The organism is Pseudomonas abietaniphila, assembly GCF_039697315.1.
Classification (GTDB): domain Bacteria; phylum Pseudomonadota; class Gammaproteobacteria; order Pseudomonadales; family Pseudomonadaceae; genus Aquipseudomonas; species Aquipseudomonas abietaniphila_B.
On record NZ_CP155619.1, the window covers coordinates 6,439,494 to 6,459,222 of the forward strand.

General features: G+C 53.1%; 13 protein-coding genes. 6 read left to right on the top strand and 7 right to left on the bottom strand.

Translation table 11 applies throughout. From position 1 onward, the window contains the following. The first annotated feature begins 2 nt into the window (after positions 1-2). Together ABDX87_RS28545 and ABDX87_RS28550 are read left to right on the top strand one after the other, a co-directional pair. Positions 3-1,325, top strand: coding sequence for a zonular occludens toxin domain-containing protein (locus ABDX87_RS28545; protein WP_346830893.1), 1,323 nt, complete (start codon positions 3-5; stop codon positions 1,323-1,325). A gap of 1,317 nt (positions 1,326-2,642) precedes the next feature. Next, a complete protein-coding gene (locus ABDX87_RS28550) occupies positions 2,643-3,941 on the top strand; it encodes a tyrosine-type recombinase/integrase (RefSeq protein WP_346830894.1) in 1,299 nt (432 codons plus the stop codon). 133 nt (positions 3,942-4,074) lie between these two features. Here the strand turns inward: ABDX87_RS28550 and ABDX87_RS28555 are convergent, their stop codons facing one another. The 5 genes from ABDX87_RS28555 to ABDX87_RS28575 form a co-directional block, all read right to left on the bottom strand. Beyond that, entirely contained in the window at positions 4,075-4,293 is a 219-nt protein-coding gene (locus ABDX87_RS28555) for a hypothetical protein (protein ID WP_346830895.1), read from the bottom strand. A 256-nt stretch (positions 4,294-4,549) separates the two neighbouring features. Continuing rightward, a complete protein-coding gene (locus tag ABDX87_RS28560; protein ID WP_346830896.1) occupies positions 4,550-5,713 on the bottom strand; it encodes a Wadjet anti-phage system protein JetD domain-containing protein in 1,164 nt (387 codons plus the stop codon). Positions 5,714-5,719: 6 nt separating this feature from the next. Then, complete coding sequence (locus ABDX87_RS28565) at positions 5,720-9,031, bottom strand: ATP-binding protein (RefSeq protein WP_346830897.1); 3,312 nt, start codon at positions 9,029-9,031, stop codon at positions 5,720-5,722. Next, complete coding sequence (locus ABDX87_RS28570) at positions 9,028-9,789, bottom strand: DUF4194 domain-containing protein (protein WP_346830898.1); 762 nt, start codon at positions 9,787-9,789, stop codon at positions 9,028-9,030. The genes ABDX87_RS28565 and ABDX87_RS28570 overlap by 4 nt, the downstream gene beginning before the upstream one ends. Further along, positions 9,777-11,276 carry a DUF3375 domain-containing protein gene (locus tag ABDX87_RS28575; RefSeq protein ID WP_346830899.1) on the bottom strand — a complete coding sequence of 500 codons (1,500 nt, stop codon included), beginning with the start codon at positions 11,274-11,276 and terminating at the stop codon, positions 9,777-9,779. Before ABDX87_RS28575 ends, ABDX87_RS28570 begins: the two co-directional genes overlap by 13 nt. Before the next feature lie 502 nt (positions 11,277-11,778). Here ABDX87_RS28575 and ABDX87_RS28580 point away from each other — a divergent pair. Together ABDX87_RS28580 and ABDX87_RS28585 are read left to right on the top strand one after the other, a co-directional pair. After that, positions 11,779-12,528 carry a hypothetical protein gene (locus ABDX87_RS28580; RefSeq protein WP_346830900.1) on the top strand — a complete coding sequence of 250 codons (750 nt, stop codon included), beginning with the start codon at positions 11,779-11,781 and terminating at the stop codon, positions 12,526-12,528. A 121-nt stretch (positions 12,529-12,649) separates the two neighbouring features. Continuing rightward, the gene (locus ABDX87_RS28585; RefSeq protein WP_346830901.1) at positions 12,650-14,029 is read left to right on the top strand and encodes a DUF6035 family protein; all 1,380 of its coding nucleotides are present in this window, start codon (positions 12,650-12,652) and stop codon (positions 14,027-14,029) included. A gap of 369 nt (positions 14,030-14,398) precedes the next feature. Here the strand turns inward: ABDX87_RS28585 and ABDX87_RS29390 are convergent, their stop codons facing one another. Further along, complete coding sequence (locus ABDX87_RS29390; RefSeq protein WP_431061192.1) at positions 14,399-14,653, bottom strand: abortive infection family protein; 255 nt, start codon at positions 14,651-14,653, stop codon at positions 14,399-14,401. 39 nt (positions 14,654-14,692) lie between these two features. Here ABDX87_RS29390 and ABDX87_RS28590 point away from each other — a divergent pair, with 39 nt between their 5' ends. Next, positions 14,693-16,627, top strand: a complete 1,935-nt coding sequence (locus ABDX87_RS28590) for an ATP-dependent nuclease (protein ID WP_346833648.1) — start codon at positions 14,693-14,695, stop codon at positions 16,625-16,627. Further along, a complete protein-coding gene (locus ABDX87_RS28595) occupies positions 16,624-18,303 on the top strand; it encodes an ATP-dependent helicase (protein WP_346830902.1) in 1,680 nt (559 codons plus the stop codon). The genes ABDX87_RS28590 and ABDX87_RS28595 overlap by 4 nt, the downstream gene beginning before the upstream one ends. A 76-nt stretch (positions 18,304-18,379) precedes the next feature. On the opposite strand, the gene ABDX87_RS28600 is transcribed toward ABDX87_RS28595, so the two are convergent. Beyond that, complete coding sequence (locus ABDX87_RS28600; protein ID WP_346830903.1) at positions 18,380-19,567, bottom strand: restriction endonuclease; 1,188 nt, start codon at positions 19,565-19,567, stop codon at positions 18,380-18,382. Between the last annotated feature and the right edge of the window lie 162 nt (positions 19,568-19,729).

The following is a 19,729-nucleotide window of genomic DNA, read 5'->3' on the forward strand; positions in this document are numbered from 1 at the left end:
TCATGGCTATTAAGATTCACCACGGCCCAAACGGCTCTTATAAAACCTCCGGTGCGATTTGGGACGATGCCGTTCCAGCCGCAAGGGAAGGGCGTCTTATTATCACAAACGTTCGAGGTGTAACCCGTGCTCGGTTCGAAGCTCTTTTTGATGATCTTCCTGATTCTTTTGATGTTGAGTGGATTAGCCATGAATCAACCGAAGGCATGGAGCGGATTAGAACTTGGTTTCAATGGGCTCCGCGAAACGCCTTTCTGATATTTGATGAGGCCCAAGTTATCTTTCCTAGCAAATGGACTGATAAGTATGTTGAGCGTTTCAATTATCCCGGTGGACCGGAAGCCGCAAAGGCTGCTGACAAGCCTACAGACTGGTTGTCCGCTTGGACCATGCACCGTCACTTTAACTGGGACATCATTCTTACGATGCCCAACATCAAGTACCTGCATTCTGATATCCGTAATACCTCTGAGGCTGCCTATCAGCACTCCAATCTCATGCTCCTTGGCAAATGGCTGAAAAAGCTTGTTGGCAAGGACTACAAGGAGGCCATGCACAGCGCTCAGGAGAATAAGGCGCCTTCTGACGGCTCTAACATCGTTCAGCTTCGCAAGATTGATAAACGGGTATTTGAACTCTATGACTCAACAGCAACCGGACTCCACCGCGACACCATGGCGGGCAAGAACGCGCTCACGTCGCCTCGCGTTCTTATTCTCTTCTTCGTTGTGGTTAGTGTTATCGGCTATGTTTTCTGGCGTAATGACGGCAATCCCTTTAAAAATCCGCTCTCTATACCGGGCGCTAAAACCAGTTCGCCGACTTCTCAGGCTCCTGCTCATCAAGATCCTGTCCAAAATCCTCACGTGGATCCTGTGCGCGTACCTGCTGAGCAAGTTCCTCAAACTCCTGTTTTGAGTGACCCTTACGGCCAGTTCGATATCGTCATCAAAGGCAGCCTCTGGAATGAAGAAAAAGGGGTCTTGTTTGTCTTCCAGATGTCCCGCGATCAACACGCTTTCACGCATACAACCCGTGACATGATCGCTGCAGGATATGAGATTTATGCCCGCGGCTCCTGTGCTGCCGACCTGGTGTTTCAAGGCCAGAAAAGAACCGTTACCTGTCTTGGTGCCATGGCCGACAGCAACGGCGAGCGGCGGCTCGGTTCAGAGCCGCGAGCCGGGGCTGTTGGACAGCCTTCGTTCGTCGCATCACAAGCGCCGCAACCGGCCAACGCTTCACAGCCAGGCACGCACGGAGTTGTCGTGAATGTCATCCCAGACACCAGCCGAGGGCAGCGCACGCTGTTAACCGCACAATGACTATCCCTTGGCACGCTATAATTCCCGGCCTCATCCTTGGCTGTATCATCGGAGAAATCTGGATTCGGCTTCAGATTTGGCGTCGTCGTCGACGTTCATCCTCCACGCCACCATAGGGAGCTTCGTATAATGTATATTATGTTAAATCTTGTTTCTGACGCTTATGGTGGATGTACATTTTTGCACGTCTATATTCCAGTAATTCATCAACTGTGACCGTTGCGAAACGAGGACAAAATGAGCGATCGTCGCTCTGGAGGCCTTGTGAATAAAGGCGTTCAGCCCACTTCTCCTGTGCCAAAACTCACTTTTTTTAACGATATCCGGACACTGATCGGCAGGCATGGATTCTCTAACCCATTGATTTTTATGAAATCATGTTCAAACGGTTGTATGAGGCGTTTCTTTCAATATCGCTTAATTGCGGACACTACTACCGAATCTGCGCGACGATTCGGGGCCATCGAAACCCAATGAAACCGGGGCATCCAGCCGACTTTTTGAGATATGAGGACAAAAACCGAGTCGCCGGCCTACTTTGCGAATTCAGGACAAAAACAGAAATTATCCAGAGACCATTGGGGATTCGTTTGGGGCCTTAAACTCACTTTTACAAGCGTACATGCCGCTGTTTTCGGGGCTTTCAGAGTTTTCTTCAACGTTGAGCTGCCGTGGCAGCATTCCCACGAAAATCTGGGATGTCTTGATCTGCGGCCTGTCCCGAAGCTCTCGTTTGACGAATTCAGGACAAAAACCGCAACGCTTGGACGCTGCTTGACCAGGCGAAGCCCCTACTGACGGGGCATTCATCTATTTGGGCGAATTAAGGACAAAATCCGAATGGAAGATTTCATTCACGTATTAAGGACAAAAACCGAGGAGGAAAACCCGATCGTGGAATGGGCCACTTAATATATGGCTAAAATTGCCTGGCTTTGCTGTCCCATATTCGTGACTGAAGCTTCCTGCCATTACTATCTCTATGTTCTAAAACATACGGCTTTAATTGTCGGCGCGCGGCGCGCCAACTAAAGACGGTTGTTGTCGAGGGCTCATAGTTGCAGGGTTCGACATGAGGATGAGTGCTCGCGTGCGCATAAGAAACATTCTTGAAGGTGTCAAGCGGTGAAAGTGAGTTGTCAGATAAAAGGTGGATAGTTGCGGGACTGTAAAGATGGCGGTAGTATCGGGTTTCCGATTAACTGTAATGTCGGCTTGACGAGATGCTCGACTGGGAAGGGAGGATTGAAACTTCCTAGAACAGTCAGAATAGGAAGTTCTCATCAAGCCGTTCATTCATGCTGGGCTGTTGCTTGTATGACCATTTCCACCTACCCACTATTTGAATCCCATGATGATTTTCTAGATCAGGATTTTGCTGTGGGTCGGTCATCTATACGCAGCGTCAATGACTACTTGGAAAGTTTCGATGAAGAGCTTCTGGCCATCGACGGGTACCTGGCCGCGCGCGCGTACCTGCGGCATTATGCGGAAAACCCCCTGACTTTTAGCACCTATCGCTGTCAAGTCGAGCGCCTCTTGCTTTGGTCGTTGAATGTTCTAAAAAAGCCGATCACCGAACTTAAACGCCTTGATGCTGAGGCGTTTTTAGCGTTTTGTAAAAATCCGCCGACTAGTTGGGTTGGGCCCATTATCCGTAATCGCTTTCTGGATAATGAAGATTCGACAACTACGCTGACGCATCCTGTGGTAATGAACCCCAAATGGAGGCCATTTACGCAAAAGACGCCGAAACAATTCCGGGATGACTTAGTTAATTCCGACGACCACGCGTCTCAAGGGTATCACTCGTCCAAAGGCTCAATGGGCAATGTCTTCAAAATTTGCAGTGGTTTTTATGAGTACTTGATTGAGGAAGATCTGGCGGGGACTAATCCGTTCCGTAAAGTCACCAAAAAGAATCAGTACAACGCCACTCCTGATGACGGGGCAGTTACGCGAGCACTGACGCCGCTGCAATGGGACTACGTATTGGATACCGCTGAGGCCATGGCGGCCACTGAGCCGAATAAACATGAGCGCACGTTGTTTATCTTGATTACGATGTTCAGTATGTATCTCCGGATTTCAGATATTGCAGGTCGCAGTAACTGGAAACCAACGATGGGCGACTTTCGCCGTGATCAAGAAGGTAACTGGTGGTTCCATGTCATCGGTAAGGGCAATAAATCTGCCAAGATCGCCGTGCGGGACGATTATGTCACCGGCTACCTCACGCGGTACCGTCGATTTTTGGGGCTCTCGCCATTGCCGGAGTATCAAGAGAAGACGCCGCTGATCACCACCCTGAGCGGTCGATCAGGCCTCTCCGATCGACAAGTGCGCGCCCTCCTCCAGGCGGTTTTTGACAACGCCCTGAACCGCATGCGCATTGAAGGCCGTGAAGCTTATGAGATGGACAGCCTGCGGGCAGCTTCCTCGCACTGGCTGCGCCATACCTCTGCAACGTTTGATGCGCCGTTTCGGAACGCCAAAGACTTGCAGAGTGATCTTCGGCATTCCAACCTGGCAACGACTCAGAACACGTACTACCACTCACACGATCAGGAACGTGCACACTCAATCAAGCGTCTAGGTTTACGCGATCGCGGGTAACCGTCCTTAGCTCTAGACGTGCCGAGGCGTTCCGATAGCTGCTGATTAGTCGTTTGATGTAAGGGTTCGCGCCTTCTGCCCGAGGGCTGTTGTGTCTCGCCACCCAGGGTGAGGAACGAACCCCGCCTCATTTTTATTCGATGTGAGCAAGTACCTGCTCAAGTTTCTCCTGCGACCAAAGCAGATCCTTGCCGTTCTCCCTGGAGCAGTGCAGCACCTGCCCAGGATTCATCCTGTTCAGTTGGCGGACAGTACTGGCAACCGTCGCCTGATGCACTTTGGTGGCAATGTTCAGGTTGTGCTCATGGAGCTGTTCGCCGGTGAAAACATGAATGTCGAGGTTGTAAGTCATAGTGTGCCCTCCTCGCTCAGAATGTGCTGGGTTGCGAAGTTAATGTAGGCCACCCAAATCCCCCTGCAAAGCAATCACCAAGGCATGAGCATCCCCGGCGACCAGCGGCTGGGATGTCTCTCTGCCAGTTCACCCAGCTCGCATGCCCAGGATCAATCTGGACAATCCCGATTCCGGCGTCTCGCAACGATCCCAAGGCCACTGACGGTCTGAGCCGACTCCTCCTCCACGTTCGCGAGCTAAATACCCGCTTGGATCAGGGCTTTGCTTCTCCTTGAGGTGATACCCACCTCTCCAATGCCGCCCATACTTCCTGTCGAGGGATAAATTCTTGCTCCAGCCGGCCTTTCCGACTCGCCACCAGCCGCAAGTACAATGCAGCCTCAGCTGACGTTAAGCCAGCTGGCGGCGTGTCATGAGCCCGCACAGGCTCTCTAACAGCTGACCTGGACTTGTGCCCGTCATACACGTCTTCGGACATCAGCAATGAGGTCACTCCTAAATGCTTCACACGCGCACGAGCGAGCATCCTCAGTCCCCAGGTATCTATGTCCCCCCAATAAGCGACTGACTTGTCACGTAGCTGAGCAGAACAAAGCCACTCCAAATCTAGCCCACATCCTAAAACCGCAATGGTCTCAGGTAGCTCAAGCAGGTGATGGAGGCATTTTTGATTCTCTACGACTAAGAGGCGCGTCCCAGGCAGCGCAACTTGAGCAAGCTCGGAAGTCGTGACCTGCTGTCGATTGAATGGCAGGAGACCTGTTTCGAGTGGTGTAACCAGTACCCAATGGCTCGTATCGTCGTACGCGTCCAAAAAACCACAGAGCCCCTGCATTGATGCTTCCCCCTCGAACAGGACGTCGAGCATCTTTCTTAGGAGCAATTCGTTCCGCTCAAAAAATTTGGTGTCTACACCATATCCGGACAGTAACCTGAGCGGCAGTCCCTGCGCACATCCTGGAGACAATTGCGAGGCCAATACCGCGGCCTGAATTACCTCTTCTTTCGGCTTGCCCCTCCAGAGGCTACGCCGCGTGATCAGCAACTTTCGAAAATCAGCAGGTACTCGCTCTACCAGGTATCCCAGCGCAGCATACTCTTCGCTTACCGAACGGCGGGATGCCGCTACAACCCACTCGGATGGGTTGCGGAGACACCATTTCATAGGGACGCTGACCGTTTCGGCGCCGCTGCGATACGCGACATCAGCCCATTCAATCGTTCCGACTTTCACCTCGCGCCAGGCTTCAACATGTCTTTGAACCTTTGAGGTATGTGAGCTGAAGCTCTGGGCTGAAGGCTTGCCGATATTCAGCACCATGGGCCACGCCAAAGGATTGAGTAGCTGCTTGAGACGTACACTTGGCAGCTCCCATTGGCGGGCCAACTTCTGACGGAGTTCCTCCGGAGGTTTCATGTTTGGTTACTGCGGCTCACTGGGGGCGCTGTCCCCAGTTGTATCACCTTTCCCTTTCCTGTCCCGGTAGTATTTTTCGAGCGCCTCCCAGCTCATGGATACCATCGTTGATAGCCCATCTTTCTTGTGAACGACAATCGCAGAGCGGGTATGAAGCCGCAACAGGCGCAACTCTTTGTTTGGAGTAATGAAGATCGCATGAAGGCCGAACTCCTTAAGGGCGGCTATGATCCGTGCCGCAACACTTGGTGAGCTCTTCGAGAACGCTTCGTCCAGCACGATGGTGCCGAATAGCGGCCGGCTCTCACCCATAGGACACAAGGCATAACCCAAGGATGCAGTTAGGACGTATGAGGCGACAATTTCCTTTTCGCCACCGCTGTCGCCTTGAGAACCTTTCCTCCCTTCTGTTGCCACGCCAGTAGCCGAGTCGACAACAGACACTGAAAACGCCAACCGGAATCTCGGGTCTAGCATTGCCCTTGCCGAAACGTTCCGGCTCTTCGCGCACGCGTCTTTTAGAACCTCTACTAAGCTCTTCAGTGCTCGATAATGGGTTTCACCTGTGTCATTGACGAACCGAGCAGAAGCCAGCTTGCGCTGCGAGGCATGCAGGTAACGTAGGCTTTCATGTATGACCTTGCTGGTAACCAAGCGAAGGTATTTACCCGATTGGAATTCAACCCGACGTAACGTGCTGTTCAGTTCGTCTATCCGCTCCTCAATTAGTATCACTTCCTGGTCGATATAGCTGAGCAGTTGGGTGACACCGTCGTCAGATGAGCGATTGAGATAGGTAAGAAAACGATCGACCTTTTCTGGCAGGGCTTCTTCAGTGAGCACTCGCAAACGTTCGATGTAAGCAGGTACATCGGCCAGGTCGCGCCCCACGTCAGCTAGTGCCCCTGTATCCCGGCTTTTGGCATCGGACATTTTTCTGACCAGGTCACCCTGTAGCTCAACAAGCTGATCATTATTTTTACTAATACGTCGACTGAGGGTTTCGTAGCTCTCCCGCTCAATATCATTGAGATTCTGCAGCTCACTGGTATCGAGCCTTGGAAGGTATTTTGCGGCAGCGGAGCGCTCTACACCCGTCATCCCAAGCTCGGCGCGACTGAACGTTTTCTCGACCATCACGGCGGCGCTGTCACGCCCCTTTTCAGACAACGCGTAAGCGACTTTCGCATGAATATGTGCATCTTCAATCGAGTCTCTCTTGGCTATGGCCTCATCCAGTAGCTTTTTCGCCAAAGCAACATCGGTCTCCGGGCGTGTCAGGTAATCAAGCTGTCCCTGCAGGTCAATTAACTGATTATTCGCGCCAGGAAGGTCGATGAGGGTGAACTCGACGTCCCTGATTGACAGGTAGGCGGAATTGGCCTCCTCAAGGCTGCCCAAACGATCTTGTGCTGCGCGTACCGCATCAACTGCAGCAACAAGCTTTAGGTCAACGCTCGCAACCTGCTTGCCCAAATAGGCCAACCGATCCCGGTTATCAAAGCCGGTGACCCAGTCGGCGCTGAGCAACTTTTGATCCCGCTTCTCGTAGAAATGGGACTTCCCTGACATCAGCCCCTCTTTGGTCATTGCATGAGGGATCGAGAGCAAAGCATCTGGATCAGCAACACAGTGGCGATCATTATCAGCAATCAGCGCTTCCACTGCCTTGCGGTAGGGATGTGCTTTGAACTCGAGCTTGCGGGCATAACCGTCTTGGAAAAAACTACGCGGTTCGACGTCAAGGTAAGTCTCAAGAATCCTTACGTGTAAGTGATTGTGGCGCGAGTTGATCCATTGCAAAGCAGCCCTTGCCCTGTCGGGCGAGACCAAGACGCGAAGACGATGGCCACCAATTGCTCGTTCTATAGCTCCTCGCCAGGCTTGATCGTCGGGTTTGACCTGTACAAGCTCTGCCACAAATGGCAGTTCTACTTCATTCACATCAAGGTGTGCCGCCAATTGGCTGCGGAACTGATGATACTCGCCTGGTATGTTCGATCCCGGCCGGCGTCTTATCTCATCGATTTCTTGATGCAAGGTAAGAAGCTGGGCCCGCACCTCCGACTCGACAATCCCACGCTGAAATGTCTGGCTACGCTGTTCTTTCATTACATCCGCTAGGGCAACACATTGCTTGACTGCCTGCGCTTTGTTCAAAGTCAGAGAATCGAAGGATATCTCTTCAGGCAGGCCCAATTTTCGTACAAGGTGCTGGTACTGAGCGGAGTAATTGGCTCTGACTTCTCGTACGGCTTCCCATTCCTCAACCCGTTTGCGCAGTTGATCAATGCTGGCGCCACCTTTCTGAAGATAGGTTTGGAGATGGATATCACACTGCTGTTTCCACTCATCTCGCTGGTCACCGAGTTGCTGCAGAAGCAGCGCGGACTCCTCAGTTGCTATGTCCAGCCTTCTTTTTTCTGCCAACCAGAGTTGATGGGACTGTTCTGCGAACCAGACCGGGGCTATCGTCTCGACCGCCTTCAGCTCTTGGAGGCTATCTGACTGCTTCTTGAAGGCCTCCCAGCATTCCGCAATCGGCTTCAGTGATTTCTGCTGCGCACGTGCAATCTCCAGCTCTTGGTGAATTTCACTGAGATCTTCAAAGCTCTTAACCACTTCCGCCGCACGGCCGAACGCAGACCGATCATCCAATACCAGCTCGCGAAAGATTGAATCAATATCAGTTAATTGTTTGATGCCCGCAGCGCGGTTCAGCAGCGAGAACGCATTGTCGCCGACTTGAAACAAAGCACGCACCCGTGCCAGATACTCCTTTCGAGTCCCGTGCAGCCAGAAGTTTTGAACATTCTTCTCGATTCGACCTAGGCCGCGCTTACCCTCATCGTGATAAGCGACGAGCCAAGCCTCCAAGGTCTGTTCAGGGTTTTGCGTAAGTATCCAGCACTTCTCCATCTCTGTAGCTGCTGAGCTGGTGCCTTCGAACGAGAAGAGCGCGGCCAAACGAACCATTTCGTCTCCTCGTCGTAAAGTCGCACAGATCCCAGAAATAGTTCGTCCTGGGCGAGCACTCGGATGCTTCGGGCTCTTGCTTTCTCCCGGCCCTGATGCACCTCGCACGTAAGACACCAAATCCCTGTCGCTCTCAACTCCCCCCGTCGAGGCGAGGTTATAGCGTGGGTTTGCGCAGATGAGCGTCATGAAGGCGTCGATGAACGTCGTTTTTCCGCTGCCGGTTGTTCCGACTAGCGATGTCCCTGCGGGATCAATTGGGGTCTGGTGAAAGCCGTCATAGCTGCCCCAGTTGTACAGCTCCATTGCGGTCAAAACGTAACTGCCAGTCGCGCTTTTCATGGCCGTTCCTCCCCTTCTTCAGCTGCTGGGGTCAATCGATCCAGGCTCACACCGTAGGTTTCCAGCCATTGGATCAATGCAGAGAGATTCTCAGGGTTCGCGACATGAGCGATTAACGGGCGAATGGTGAAACGGTCACTACCGTCGATCGTTGTCACGAGGTGGTGATTTTTCAATTGGTCAAGGAGGTTGAGTGCTCGAGCTCGGTCTTTGAGGTCGCTGCCCGGATCGCCCAGATAGGCATGGAGTTGTGTGATTACGTCATCAACGGTCATTTGAGCGATGCCGGCTCCTACTCCGCTTTCCATTTCGAAAGCGATGAGATGCTGACGTAGCAGCGCGATCAGCAGAGTTTGCTCAAGGTTGAATGTATGTCGGCGGACTAAGGGATGTGTCCACCCATCTGCGGTATCGCCTGGTTGCTGCCGTACGACAACAAACGCCAAGCCCCTGATCTCGTCAAAGCGCACGCTGAGATCAAAGGGCTCCAGGATCCGCTCCATCAGCTCCGCATTCGCAACTGCTGCCCTGTAGAGATGTGAATCTTCCGACTCCTCAATATCCCCATTTTTGTATAATTGCTGGACAGCCTCTCGAACAACGCGAGTGGTACGTAAATCATCGTCTTGTGCTTCGAAAGGCTCTATTTCAGGCTCCTCCGTATCTGATTCTTGCCCCCTGTCTTCGTTGGGCCCTTCCTGGTTGATTGGTGAACCTGTTAATTCATCAAAAACGCTCGGCATGATCAAAGCTCCCATTTGATGTCGCGAAGCTTGTCCGACTCAAGTTGGGTGAAAGGCAGATGGAACCGCCATCGACAATCCTCTGCATCTGTCAAATCAAACGCTTCGATTTCCTTGTCATGGATGGCTATCCCGGCCTCCCGGGCCATCGTGATCCACAACGTGAAACACTCCAGGTCATGCGTTGGAGGAAGCAAAGCCGCTAGCTCTGCCAAAGAAAGAGGTCGCCCCTGCTCTGCCAAAATTCTCAGCGTCTCCCTCACGAAGGCTTCTCGATCCAATCCATCGAACGACTGCCAAAACTCTTCCTCTATCTGATCCAAAGCTGTCGCATGTCGACTCAGATCAAGATCAGGTACGCTCTCTTCAGCGATACCTTTGAATCTAAGGCGCTCAATCGCGGGCACCTTAGCTAACGCCATGCCGACGGTAGGAATGGGTACTGGCAGACGCCTGACTGCTTGGCGCTGCCAGTCAATGTTCACTGCCAAACTTAAGAATTCGTTTAGCAAGTGGCCAACGCGGTGATGTTCAGCAATGAGTCCGGTCTTCAAGAAACCTTTGACATCGCGTTCGCTTTGAGCCCTCGCTCGCAGCACGGCCTCAGACTCCAGAAGTAAACGCGGAACTAGGCGTAACAGTTCGTTTTGCTGAGGCTTTTGCAGTGCTTGGGGGACGGCCGGGTGGCGCATGATGTTCCGGAGGCGAGTCCTCATTCTGTCGAGCTCTATAGGCGCCCTCAACTGCTGCTGGAAACTGTCAAATACCCTGCCCTCCGGCGTATTCAGCAGAGCATCCTGACCATCAAGGAGATTGTCGACTATCTCTCCCCTGTGGCACTGCTCACTAATGATCGATTGTCGAAGCAACCGGTCGGCACTGCGCCAAGAGTCTTCAACACGCCGGAAGTCCGCCCGGAGGCTGATGGCTAGCGCATAGACCTCTCGGATACCTTCGATCGCCTTCTCCTCGTCAAAAATAGGGATGCGCCCTGCTTTAGCCTGGTCGAGTTCGATCTGCAGCTCTCGAATACGCCGTTTCAGACTGAGCGCCCTGCTTTTCGGGTCAGAGTTAAGGTGCGTTTCGAGATTTTCGATTTCACGCTGAACGACTGACAGTCGTGAAGCCGTCGAGGTCATGACTCGGTTATCGAGCGACTCGGCAAACCGAATCGCCGATTCCAGAGCATCGGTCGCGTATAGTCGCCCATTGCGCTCGACGATGAGCCGACGCTTGATCCAATCTCCAAGCTCTCGGTTTGCCTGCTGGAGCTCAGTGCCTGGGTCGATTTGATACAGCTCTTCATCTGCGTAGTTGGCCAAGGTGTCGGCCAACGAATGCAGAGCATCGTCTAGGTCTATGCCGTCCTGGCCGGGTTCGAAAAGCGTCCGTAAGCTGCCAAGAATCAAAGGAGCGTATCGCGACGCCAGCAGCAACCAAGCAGGATGAAGGGCACGAAGCGCAATGAAACGCTCCGCCCTCTGACGCAGATTTTCTTCCATGGGAGAGTTACCCCATAGGTGAAACGCGGCGAAATCGTTGTGCCGCTCGCGATATAGGCCACCGCTACACTATTCGCCCGATCAAGCGTAGACGCTTCGGGCTAATAGGCAAATTTTCCCTCAAGCCCGGTCACTCCAGTAAGTCAGCACAAAACCTTCAATGCGATTGATGCATGCGTTTCGTTTTGGTCTCAGTAAGCGGTATGCACTTGCACTTCGAGTCACATAGGCTGCAGGAGGTGGAGATTCCCTTGCGCTGGATCTGCCCCACCCAAGAACGGATCAATCACGCACTTGAAGCACACGTTTTTTCCATCCATGGCGATCTCATCATCCTTTCGCATAATGCTGGCAAAGTACAGGCATGTAGAAGCTGGGTATGATCGCTGATGATCATTCGCAGACCAACACCTCGTTCACCGCTCAGTGCGTGACTGATTGAATATCACCGCGAAGCCAGCAGCGGCGGCCACCCCATGAACGTCGAAGGACAAGAAATCACATGAGCTCGATCAAGGAATATCTCTTCGAGGTACAACAGGAAAACTGTATCGAATGGATTCGTCAGCAGTACGGGATTGAGATCGATCCTGACGAGGATGAGGAGCAATGGGCGGAACTGGCCGGCGAGTACTCGGCCATGCTTGAGGCCGAAGAGGCTGAGTTCGAATGGCTAAATCGGCATTCGCACAGCGAGTTCTTCCATGAATTTTTTGCTGAGCTGGCGACAGCTTCTAGTATGTTGACGCTTGGTAGCAGACAGCATGCCGACACCCTGAACAAACTCGTCTACGCGCATGCCGTCACCCTGATGGAAGCGTTGATCAGCTCAGTCGTACGCAAGCTTCTTGTGAGCGAGCAGAGACTTCTGATGAACCTGGTAGCCGGATACAAGAAATTGAGCGGCATAACAGTCACCCTCAAGCAGATTGCTGAGGAACCCAAGGTCGTAGAAGTCATCGTCCTGAAAGCTCTATCCGAGTTGAGCTTCCACAACGTAGTGACGATCAATCAAGTACTGAACGCCATGTTCGGCGAGCACATGAAAGGCCTTGGACTGAGTGAAATCGGTCGCATCTGCAGCAAGCGTCACGACATCGTTCACCGAAACGGCAAGACTGTCGACGACCAGCCCATCGAGCTAACCTCGCAGGAGGTGCATCAAGCGATCCGCACCATCAGTGAATTTGCTGAAGATCTCAAGAGCCGGATCTACAACGCGTTCACTGCGAAAGATACCGTTGAGTTTTAGCAGACAGGAGCCGGGCTCAGCCGAGCTTGAACCGGGCTGTGAGTAACTATTAGGAGTTCGGTGGCTTCGCGAGCAGGCAGTGGAGTAAAGCTCTAAGCCAGTCCAAACGAAAGGTAGCTGTATGTTCACTCATGAAGTCGCACAACCCACCGACACGATGCTCCTGACCGAGATCCTCGATATGGTGACAGGTGAAAACGTCGATCTGCAGGCGTTCCTCAGTCGCGAGCTGAGCCTGGTCATCAAAGATCGGGCCGAGCTGGCTAGCCGGTATGTACGCAATCCAGAAGAGCCTTGGTTGGTCTGCCAGTTGTGCTCGGCTCCAGTCATTCTGGTGCGCACCAAGGGACGACGCTTTCACTTCCGTCATCACCCGCGAGAGGAAGCCGAGCAAAAGTGCTCGATCTCCACGCGTGGCCAGTTGAGCGCTGAGCAGATCAACTGCATCAAGTACAACGCCGCGAAGGAAAGCTCTGCTCACCTGAGGCTAAAAGGCATCATTCGCGACAGCCTGATCGCAGATGAAAACTGCACCGAGCCGTTGGTGGAAACAATTTGGAAAGGCATGCGGCTCGCTGACCGAGCGCAGTGGCGCAAACCGGATGTCCAGGTAGAACACGCCGGCCAGCGATTGGCGTTCGAGGTTCAGCTCTCGACCACCTACCTGACGGAAATCGTAGGCCGCCGTGAGTTTTATCGTGCTAACAATGGCGGCATGGTCTGGGTCTTCCAGAGCTTCGACCCGAGCACGACTCGAACCTCCGAGGAAGATATTTTTTACCTGAACAACAACAATGTGTTCATCGTCAATGAGGCGACCCTTGAACGCTCGCGACAGGCCAAACGCATGGCCATAAACTGCTGGTACGCCATCCCTCACCTCAGGGGTAAAACGATCATCGACGAGTGGATGATGGAGGAAGTTTTCCTCGATCAGCTGATTATCGATCCGAAGAAGCAGAAGGTCTTCTTCAGGGATTACGATGCCCTTCGCGCCGAGCTGGAAAGCTCACTGGACATCTCGAAGGCCCGCCAGGCTTTCTATGACTTCTGGTTTGAGCATGCAGCGAACGACTGCCGGGAAACGGATGCCGCTTGGCGAACCTTGCGGGATAAGATGCGCGTCGCGGTTCCGCATCTATATCTGCCGATGGATTACCGCATGGACAAATTCCACGGTGTGATTTCCCTGATGTTGAGCGCCCGCTTTGGCCGCCCTGTTGGCTACAACCTGCAGCGCTTGTTGAACGTCGCGAATACCGCATTCGATCACTACAAGGAGTATCTCTACGCGTTTGGTTGGACGCTGAGACTGTGCGGCTATGAGCAACATCTAAAAGAACAGGACTCCAAGGGGACATGGCTCCAGCGCACGAAGGTCATCAAGAAGGGACTGGAGAACCACGACGCAGCGTTTCGGCAGGATCCAACCTACAACCGCGTGATCGCGTTTCTCGTTCCCGAGGTCAGAGAAAAGTTGGCTCAAGCCAGAGACTGGTGATGCCTGCGGAAGAGCACATCGTGCTCGCCCGCTGTACCACCGGCACACCGATCCGGCCAAGTTCGAAACGGTACTTCAGGCCAAGGTTGCCGGCCAGTCAAAGAGAGAGATTGCCAAAACCCTCGGCATGCCCTGGTCGACTGTAAACGACATCTGGAAGAAAACTGACCGAAGCTGATTGGGCTAACACGGAGATTCCTGCCCCACATACTTGCCGATGTAGGCTTCGCTCAGACGGTGGGTCAGCTCCACTAATAGCTTCAGTTTCTTCTCTAGCTCTACGGTGATACGAGGCAAGGAATTCGTAGTGAGGCGACATGAGGCGCTAGTTGTCTGGTCTGCTGCGCTCGTAGCCCGTCCGCAGCAGCACTACAGACCTTTCTCAAGGGCGCTTTTCTCGTCCCAAGTTTCAATAACGAATGCACTGATGGTATGCGCTGCATGGATAGCAAGCCGTGCATGGCGGGGCTTAAGCTTGTAAGGCCGCTTTCCTGCGCCATGGGCGGAGCTCGCATGGGTGCGTACCCGTTCGCTCCTAGCGTATGCTTCAGCAAATCGGCGACACCAGCTAGCAAAGCGAATCGGCTTGCGGATATTAAATCCGCCAAGTGCGATCAGGTTCAAAGACGGTGCACTGAAAACAAACTAGAACGGAAGCTGATGATGAAGCTGTGCAGCCTGCAATTGAGTAACTTTCAGTCCTTTGGCCCTGCCATGGAGGAGATCTCATTCGAGGATGTGACATACCTGCTGGGGCCAAACGGTTCCGGCAAGACTGCGGCCTTGCAGGCACTTTGCCGGATGTTCGCGTTTGAGCCAAATCTACGCCGTATTCGTCGCTCCGACTTCCACGTACCCGCTAAAGAAAAAGAACCGCCGGAACAGCGCAATCTATGGCTCCAGGCGGACTTCACCTTTGAAGAAACATTGAATGATGAAGAGAACGACACAGTCCCAGACTTCTTTAATCAGATGGCACTGCGCAAGGCCAAAGATGTTCCACGCGTACGATTTCGCCTAGAGGCAACTCTCTATGAGGATGGAGAAATTGAAGAGAGGTTCTTGTTTGTAACGAAAACTGATGAGAATGACAAACCTACATCCACCTCGACAGTACCGAAACGGCACCGTGACAAAATCCACCTCCACTACCTGCCAGCTCGTCGCGACCCATCCGACCACGTAGCGTATGGAGCCACTGCCCTCCTCGGTCGCCTCCTGCGCTCGGCGAACTGGAATGATGACCGGGAGACAGTGAAGGAGCTCACCGAGCAGATCACTGAATGCCTATCAGAGAATGACTCTGTACAGGCGCTGAGTTCTAGCCTCAATGCTGCTTGGCAGAAACTGCACAAGGGCGACTTCTTCGCTTCACCTCGCCTGACGTTCGAAAATTCGGAGATTGAAGCGCTACTTAGGCACCTGTCGGTAACCTTCAGTCCAGGCCACGGTGAGAACCAGGTGGACTTTGTGCGCTTGAGCGACGGTCAGAAGTCCATGCTGTACCTCTCGCTTGTTCTCTCGACACTTACAATCGGCCGTGAGGTTAGGTCGGGAGAGAATACTTCCTTCGACCCACACAAGTTGAAGCCACCTGCCTTCACCATCCTCGCGGTAGAGGAGCCTGAGAACAGCCTTTCACCTCATTATCTCGGGCGTATCGTCAACTCGCTTAAATCCTCAGTAGGCGTAGACGCCCAAGCTTTAATTGCGACCCAGGCTCCATCCATGTTGCGTCGGGTGGAGCCTGAAAACATTCGCTACCTTCGTCTAAATCAGAGGCGACGAACGCAAGTCAAGATGATTGAATTACCATCCAAGCGGAGTGAAGCCTACAAGTTTGTCAGAGAAGCTGTTCAGGCCTTTCCCGAACTGTACTTCGCTCGCCTAGTAGTGCTGGGGGAAGGCGACAGCGAGGAAATTGTTCTTCCTAGGATTCTGCAAGCCAAGGGAGCCCCCGTTGATGAATTTGCAGTGGCCATTGCCCCGCTGGGTGGACGTCACGTGAATCATTTCTGGCGACTTCTTTCGGCAATCGGAACGCCTTACATCACTCTTCTAGACCTAGATGTTGGGCGGCATCAAGGGGGATGGGGGCGCGTGAATTATGTCAGGGATCAGATAGATAAATACGAACCAGACGATAACCTACCTCATGATTGGATACGCCACGCCTGGGATGATCCTTTAACACCCGTGAGAACCCATCACGTCTTCGAAGGAAACCGCTTTGGAAGAGACCTGAATCTTTTCGACGAGCTTGAAAAGCGAGACGTCTTCTTCTCTTGGCCTTTAGATCTAGATTTTTCTATGCTGTGTTCCTTCCCTCACGCCTACAGAGCCACGGCAGCTCCAGCCACGCAGAGAAACTATGTTGCGGTTCTTGGCGAAAATCACTTCAACCCAAACCAGTATAACGATTTCGAACAAAGCTGGTTCGGGGCGTACCACAAGCTGTTCAAACTGAGCAGCAAACCGGTCGCCCATTTGGATGCCCTTGGCAATCTTACTGATCGTCAGCTTCTGGACGCCCTACCAACGTCTCTACATCGGTTGGCTGACAGAGTGATTGAGCGTCTGGCGGAGTCCCCGGAATGATCGAGCCGGATCGCTGGAGTCCTTCACCTGGCATTCGGCTTGAGAAGAACGCATGGGAGGTCATTCGAGAATGCAATAGGTCAGTGGTACTGACCGCCGGGCCCGGTGCAGGAAAAACCGAGGTGCTTGCTCAGCGTGCAGACTTTCTGTTGCGTACGAACAGCTGCCGCTACCCAAAACGGATCCTTGCTGTTTCGTTCAAGGCAGATGCGAGTCGAAACCTAAAGCAGCGAATACAGCTTCGCTGTGGCTGGGATTACGCTTCTCGCTTGGATAGCGTCACCTTCCACGGCTTTGCGAAGCGGATCATTGACCGATTTCGGCCGGTCTTGGTGGATGAAGCGCTGAGCCAAGACTATGTGATTGGCCCGGAGTACATCGCCGGGGAGCAGATCACCTTCAAGCACCTCCTGCCGTTCGCGTTACGAATCTTGAAAGACAGCAAGGTCGCCCGTAATGCGATTCGGAAAACCTATTCACATGTTTTTCTCGACGAGTTCCAAGACTGTACTGCAGACCAGTATGAGCTCATAAAGCTGCTCTTCCTCGGCACGCCCATCGTTATAACTGCTGTCGGGGATACCAAACAGACGATCATGGGGTGGGCGGGAGCGCTAGATGGCATCTTCAAAACCTACGCCGACGACTTCGCTGCCCGTCCACTGCGGCTGTACTTGAATTTCCGTTCACAGCCAAGCCTGTTGCGTGTGCAGAACGAGATCATTTGGGAGATTGACCCACCGGCCATGATGCCTGACGCGCTGATCGACGGTGAAGGTGGTGAGATACTCATTGGTCATTTTCGAAACTCGGCCGAAGAAGCTCAATCCCTTGCAGATATTATCCAGCATTGGATTGATGAGGAGGACATCCCACCTAACGAGATCGCAGTTCTGATGCCCCGCCAGGTTGAGGAGTACGGCGAGGCGCTGATGGAGCAACTATCAAGAAGGGATATACCTTTTCGAAACGATCACGATCTCCAAGATCTACTCAAAGAGCCTGCGGCACGCCTTGTGGTCGACTACCTCGCGTGCCTCTATGGCCAAGGAGAGGCTGATGCCTGGTCGCGTTTGATGGAGCAGCTTGCCCGGTTCGAAGATGAAGATGGTCGTAGCAGCGCGCATCAGATCTTTGAGGATATGTTTCGAATTCATAGCAGGCAGGTGAGAGCCGACCGCAAAACTACTACGCCATATGTATCGTGGTGGAAGCTTGTGCTCGCGCTACTCAAAAGGTTGAGTTCATCTGATTTAGCCGCCCTCTCCGCCGATTATCTGTCGCGACAGCGTATGGTGGAGGTTGTGCACGAGGTTCGCGACCGAATCAAAGCTCATCTTGCGGATGACCCAAACTTACTTCGGGCACTAGCGCGACTTTCAGGCGACGCCTCAGTGAGACTGCTTTCCATGCACAAGAGCAAAGGGTTGGAGTTTCACTCGGTGATCGTCCTTGGAGTCGAAACGCAGACCTTCTGGGGCAAGCTTGCCGAGGAGCGCTGTGTATTTTTCGTGGGAGTTTCGAGGGCAAAACAGCGACTGGTGTTGACCACTTGTGAGCACCGACCCCGTCCCAAGTGCGCACAAAGGCGGTGGGATGAGCGTAGGAGCCCACATGGTGAGTTTGTAAACCACGTGACTCGGCATCAAACCCGCTCGCTACATGCACCAAGGTAAGGATCACCAAAACAGACGCCGAGCTAATTCCTACCATCGCCGTTCGACACAATGGCTGGCTACTCAGAAGGATGGATTAGTCTAAGTGGCTGAAGCGACTTGGTTGCCGACTCCAGATCGAGTAAAGATCTCGTCCATCCCAGTAGCTCACCCTACCCTGATCATCCACTGACCGCTTCGCCCGAAAGACTGTATCGGCATTTTTTACAGTCAAGATCTGGATATCCAGCATAGGGACTTCATGCCCTTCGAGCCCATGCGAATCCTGGCTGATAATACGCCTTGGTAGACTCATGAGCAGAGCTGCGTGCTTAGTTTCTTTGAGGACGAGCGCAAAGCTGTTGCCGATGGTGCGATAACCAGTGTGAGCGTGAACGACCAGCGCGTGACTGCCACCTTCAATACGATGCAGAACCGATAGTAGATGCGCATCCGACACTAATACGGACTTGTCTTGAACAATACCCGCCTGCGCTTGCTGACACCACTGAGCGACGTCTGCAGAGGTCTTCAGCTCCAATACTCCAGACGATCGACGCGCGAAGTTCTCCGCACCCGGTAGATAACGCGAGGTGGTCACAAATATGCCCCGGTCGGCGCCGTCGTTTGCCACGGCCCCTCGCAAAGCTTGCACGGCCTCAAGACCTATGGGGCGATTGGGCGCATATCGCTTGGCTTGGACATAGGCCAAGGTATCCCCTAACGGACTCCGCTGAAGTAGTTTGACATCAACCCCTCCATCTCCTACTCCTGGCCCCAGCTCTGATTCATAGCCCAAGCTCTGGAAAATGCGGTAGAGCAGTATTTCAAATTCGCGATGATGTAGGCTGTATAGCCGTTCCGGACGCGCCTGAAAATACTGATAGAGTTCAGCGTATACGTCGCCGAAATCTTCGATGATCAGGCTGCAGACCCACTTCCAATGAAAGAATTGGTCGTAGGCTTTCTGCAGTTCTTCGGTAGTAGCGTAAAAGTAGTAGGAGCAGCCGTCATAGTTGTCATACCAGAAGCCATGCGAGTCAGCGATTGCATCAAACTCCGCCCGCAGCTTTGGATCTAGATCTTCATCAAGCAGGCGGGCAAGCTCCCCGCTGCTGTAGAGGATGAAAGTCACCGCCTCTTCGCCAGGCTCGCCTTGTACGCGCTTCGCATAGGACGTGAAACCGCTATCGCCCCAAAGGTCGTTGCTTACAGCCCAGACTTGCAAGTCCTTCTGGGCAGCTACAATTTTCCGCTCCAGGTCTCTATCCGTATATGCGCTCAATTGATCTCCCTCTTGGCCAGATTAGACGCTCCCTCGCATGGCCTAAAAATGATTACTGAGCATACAGGGTGATCGAGCAGTCCGCTTCAAGTCGGCATCCCCAAGAATCTACTTCGAGAGCCTGGAAAAGCCCACCGCGTTAGCTAAGATCAAAGATGCCTA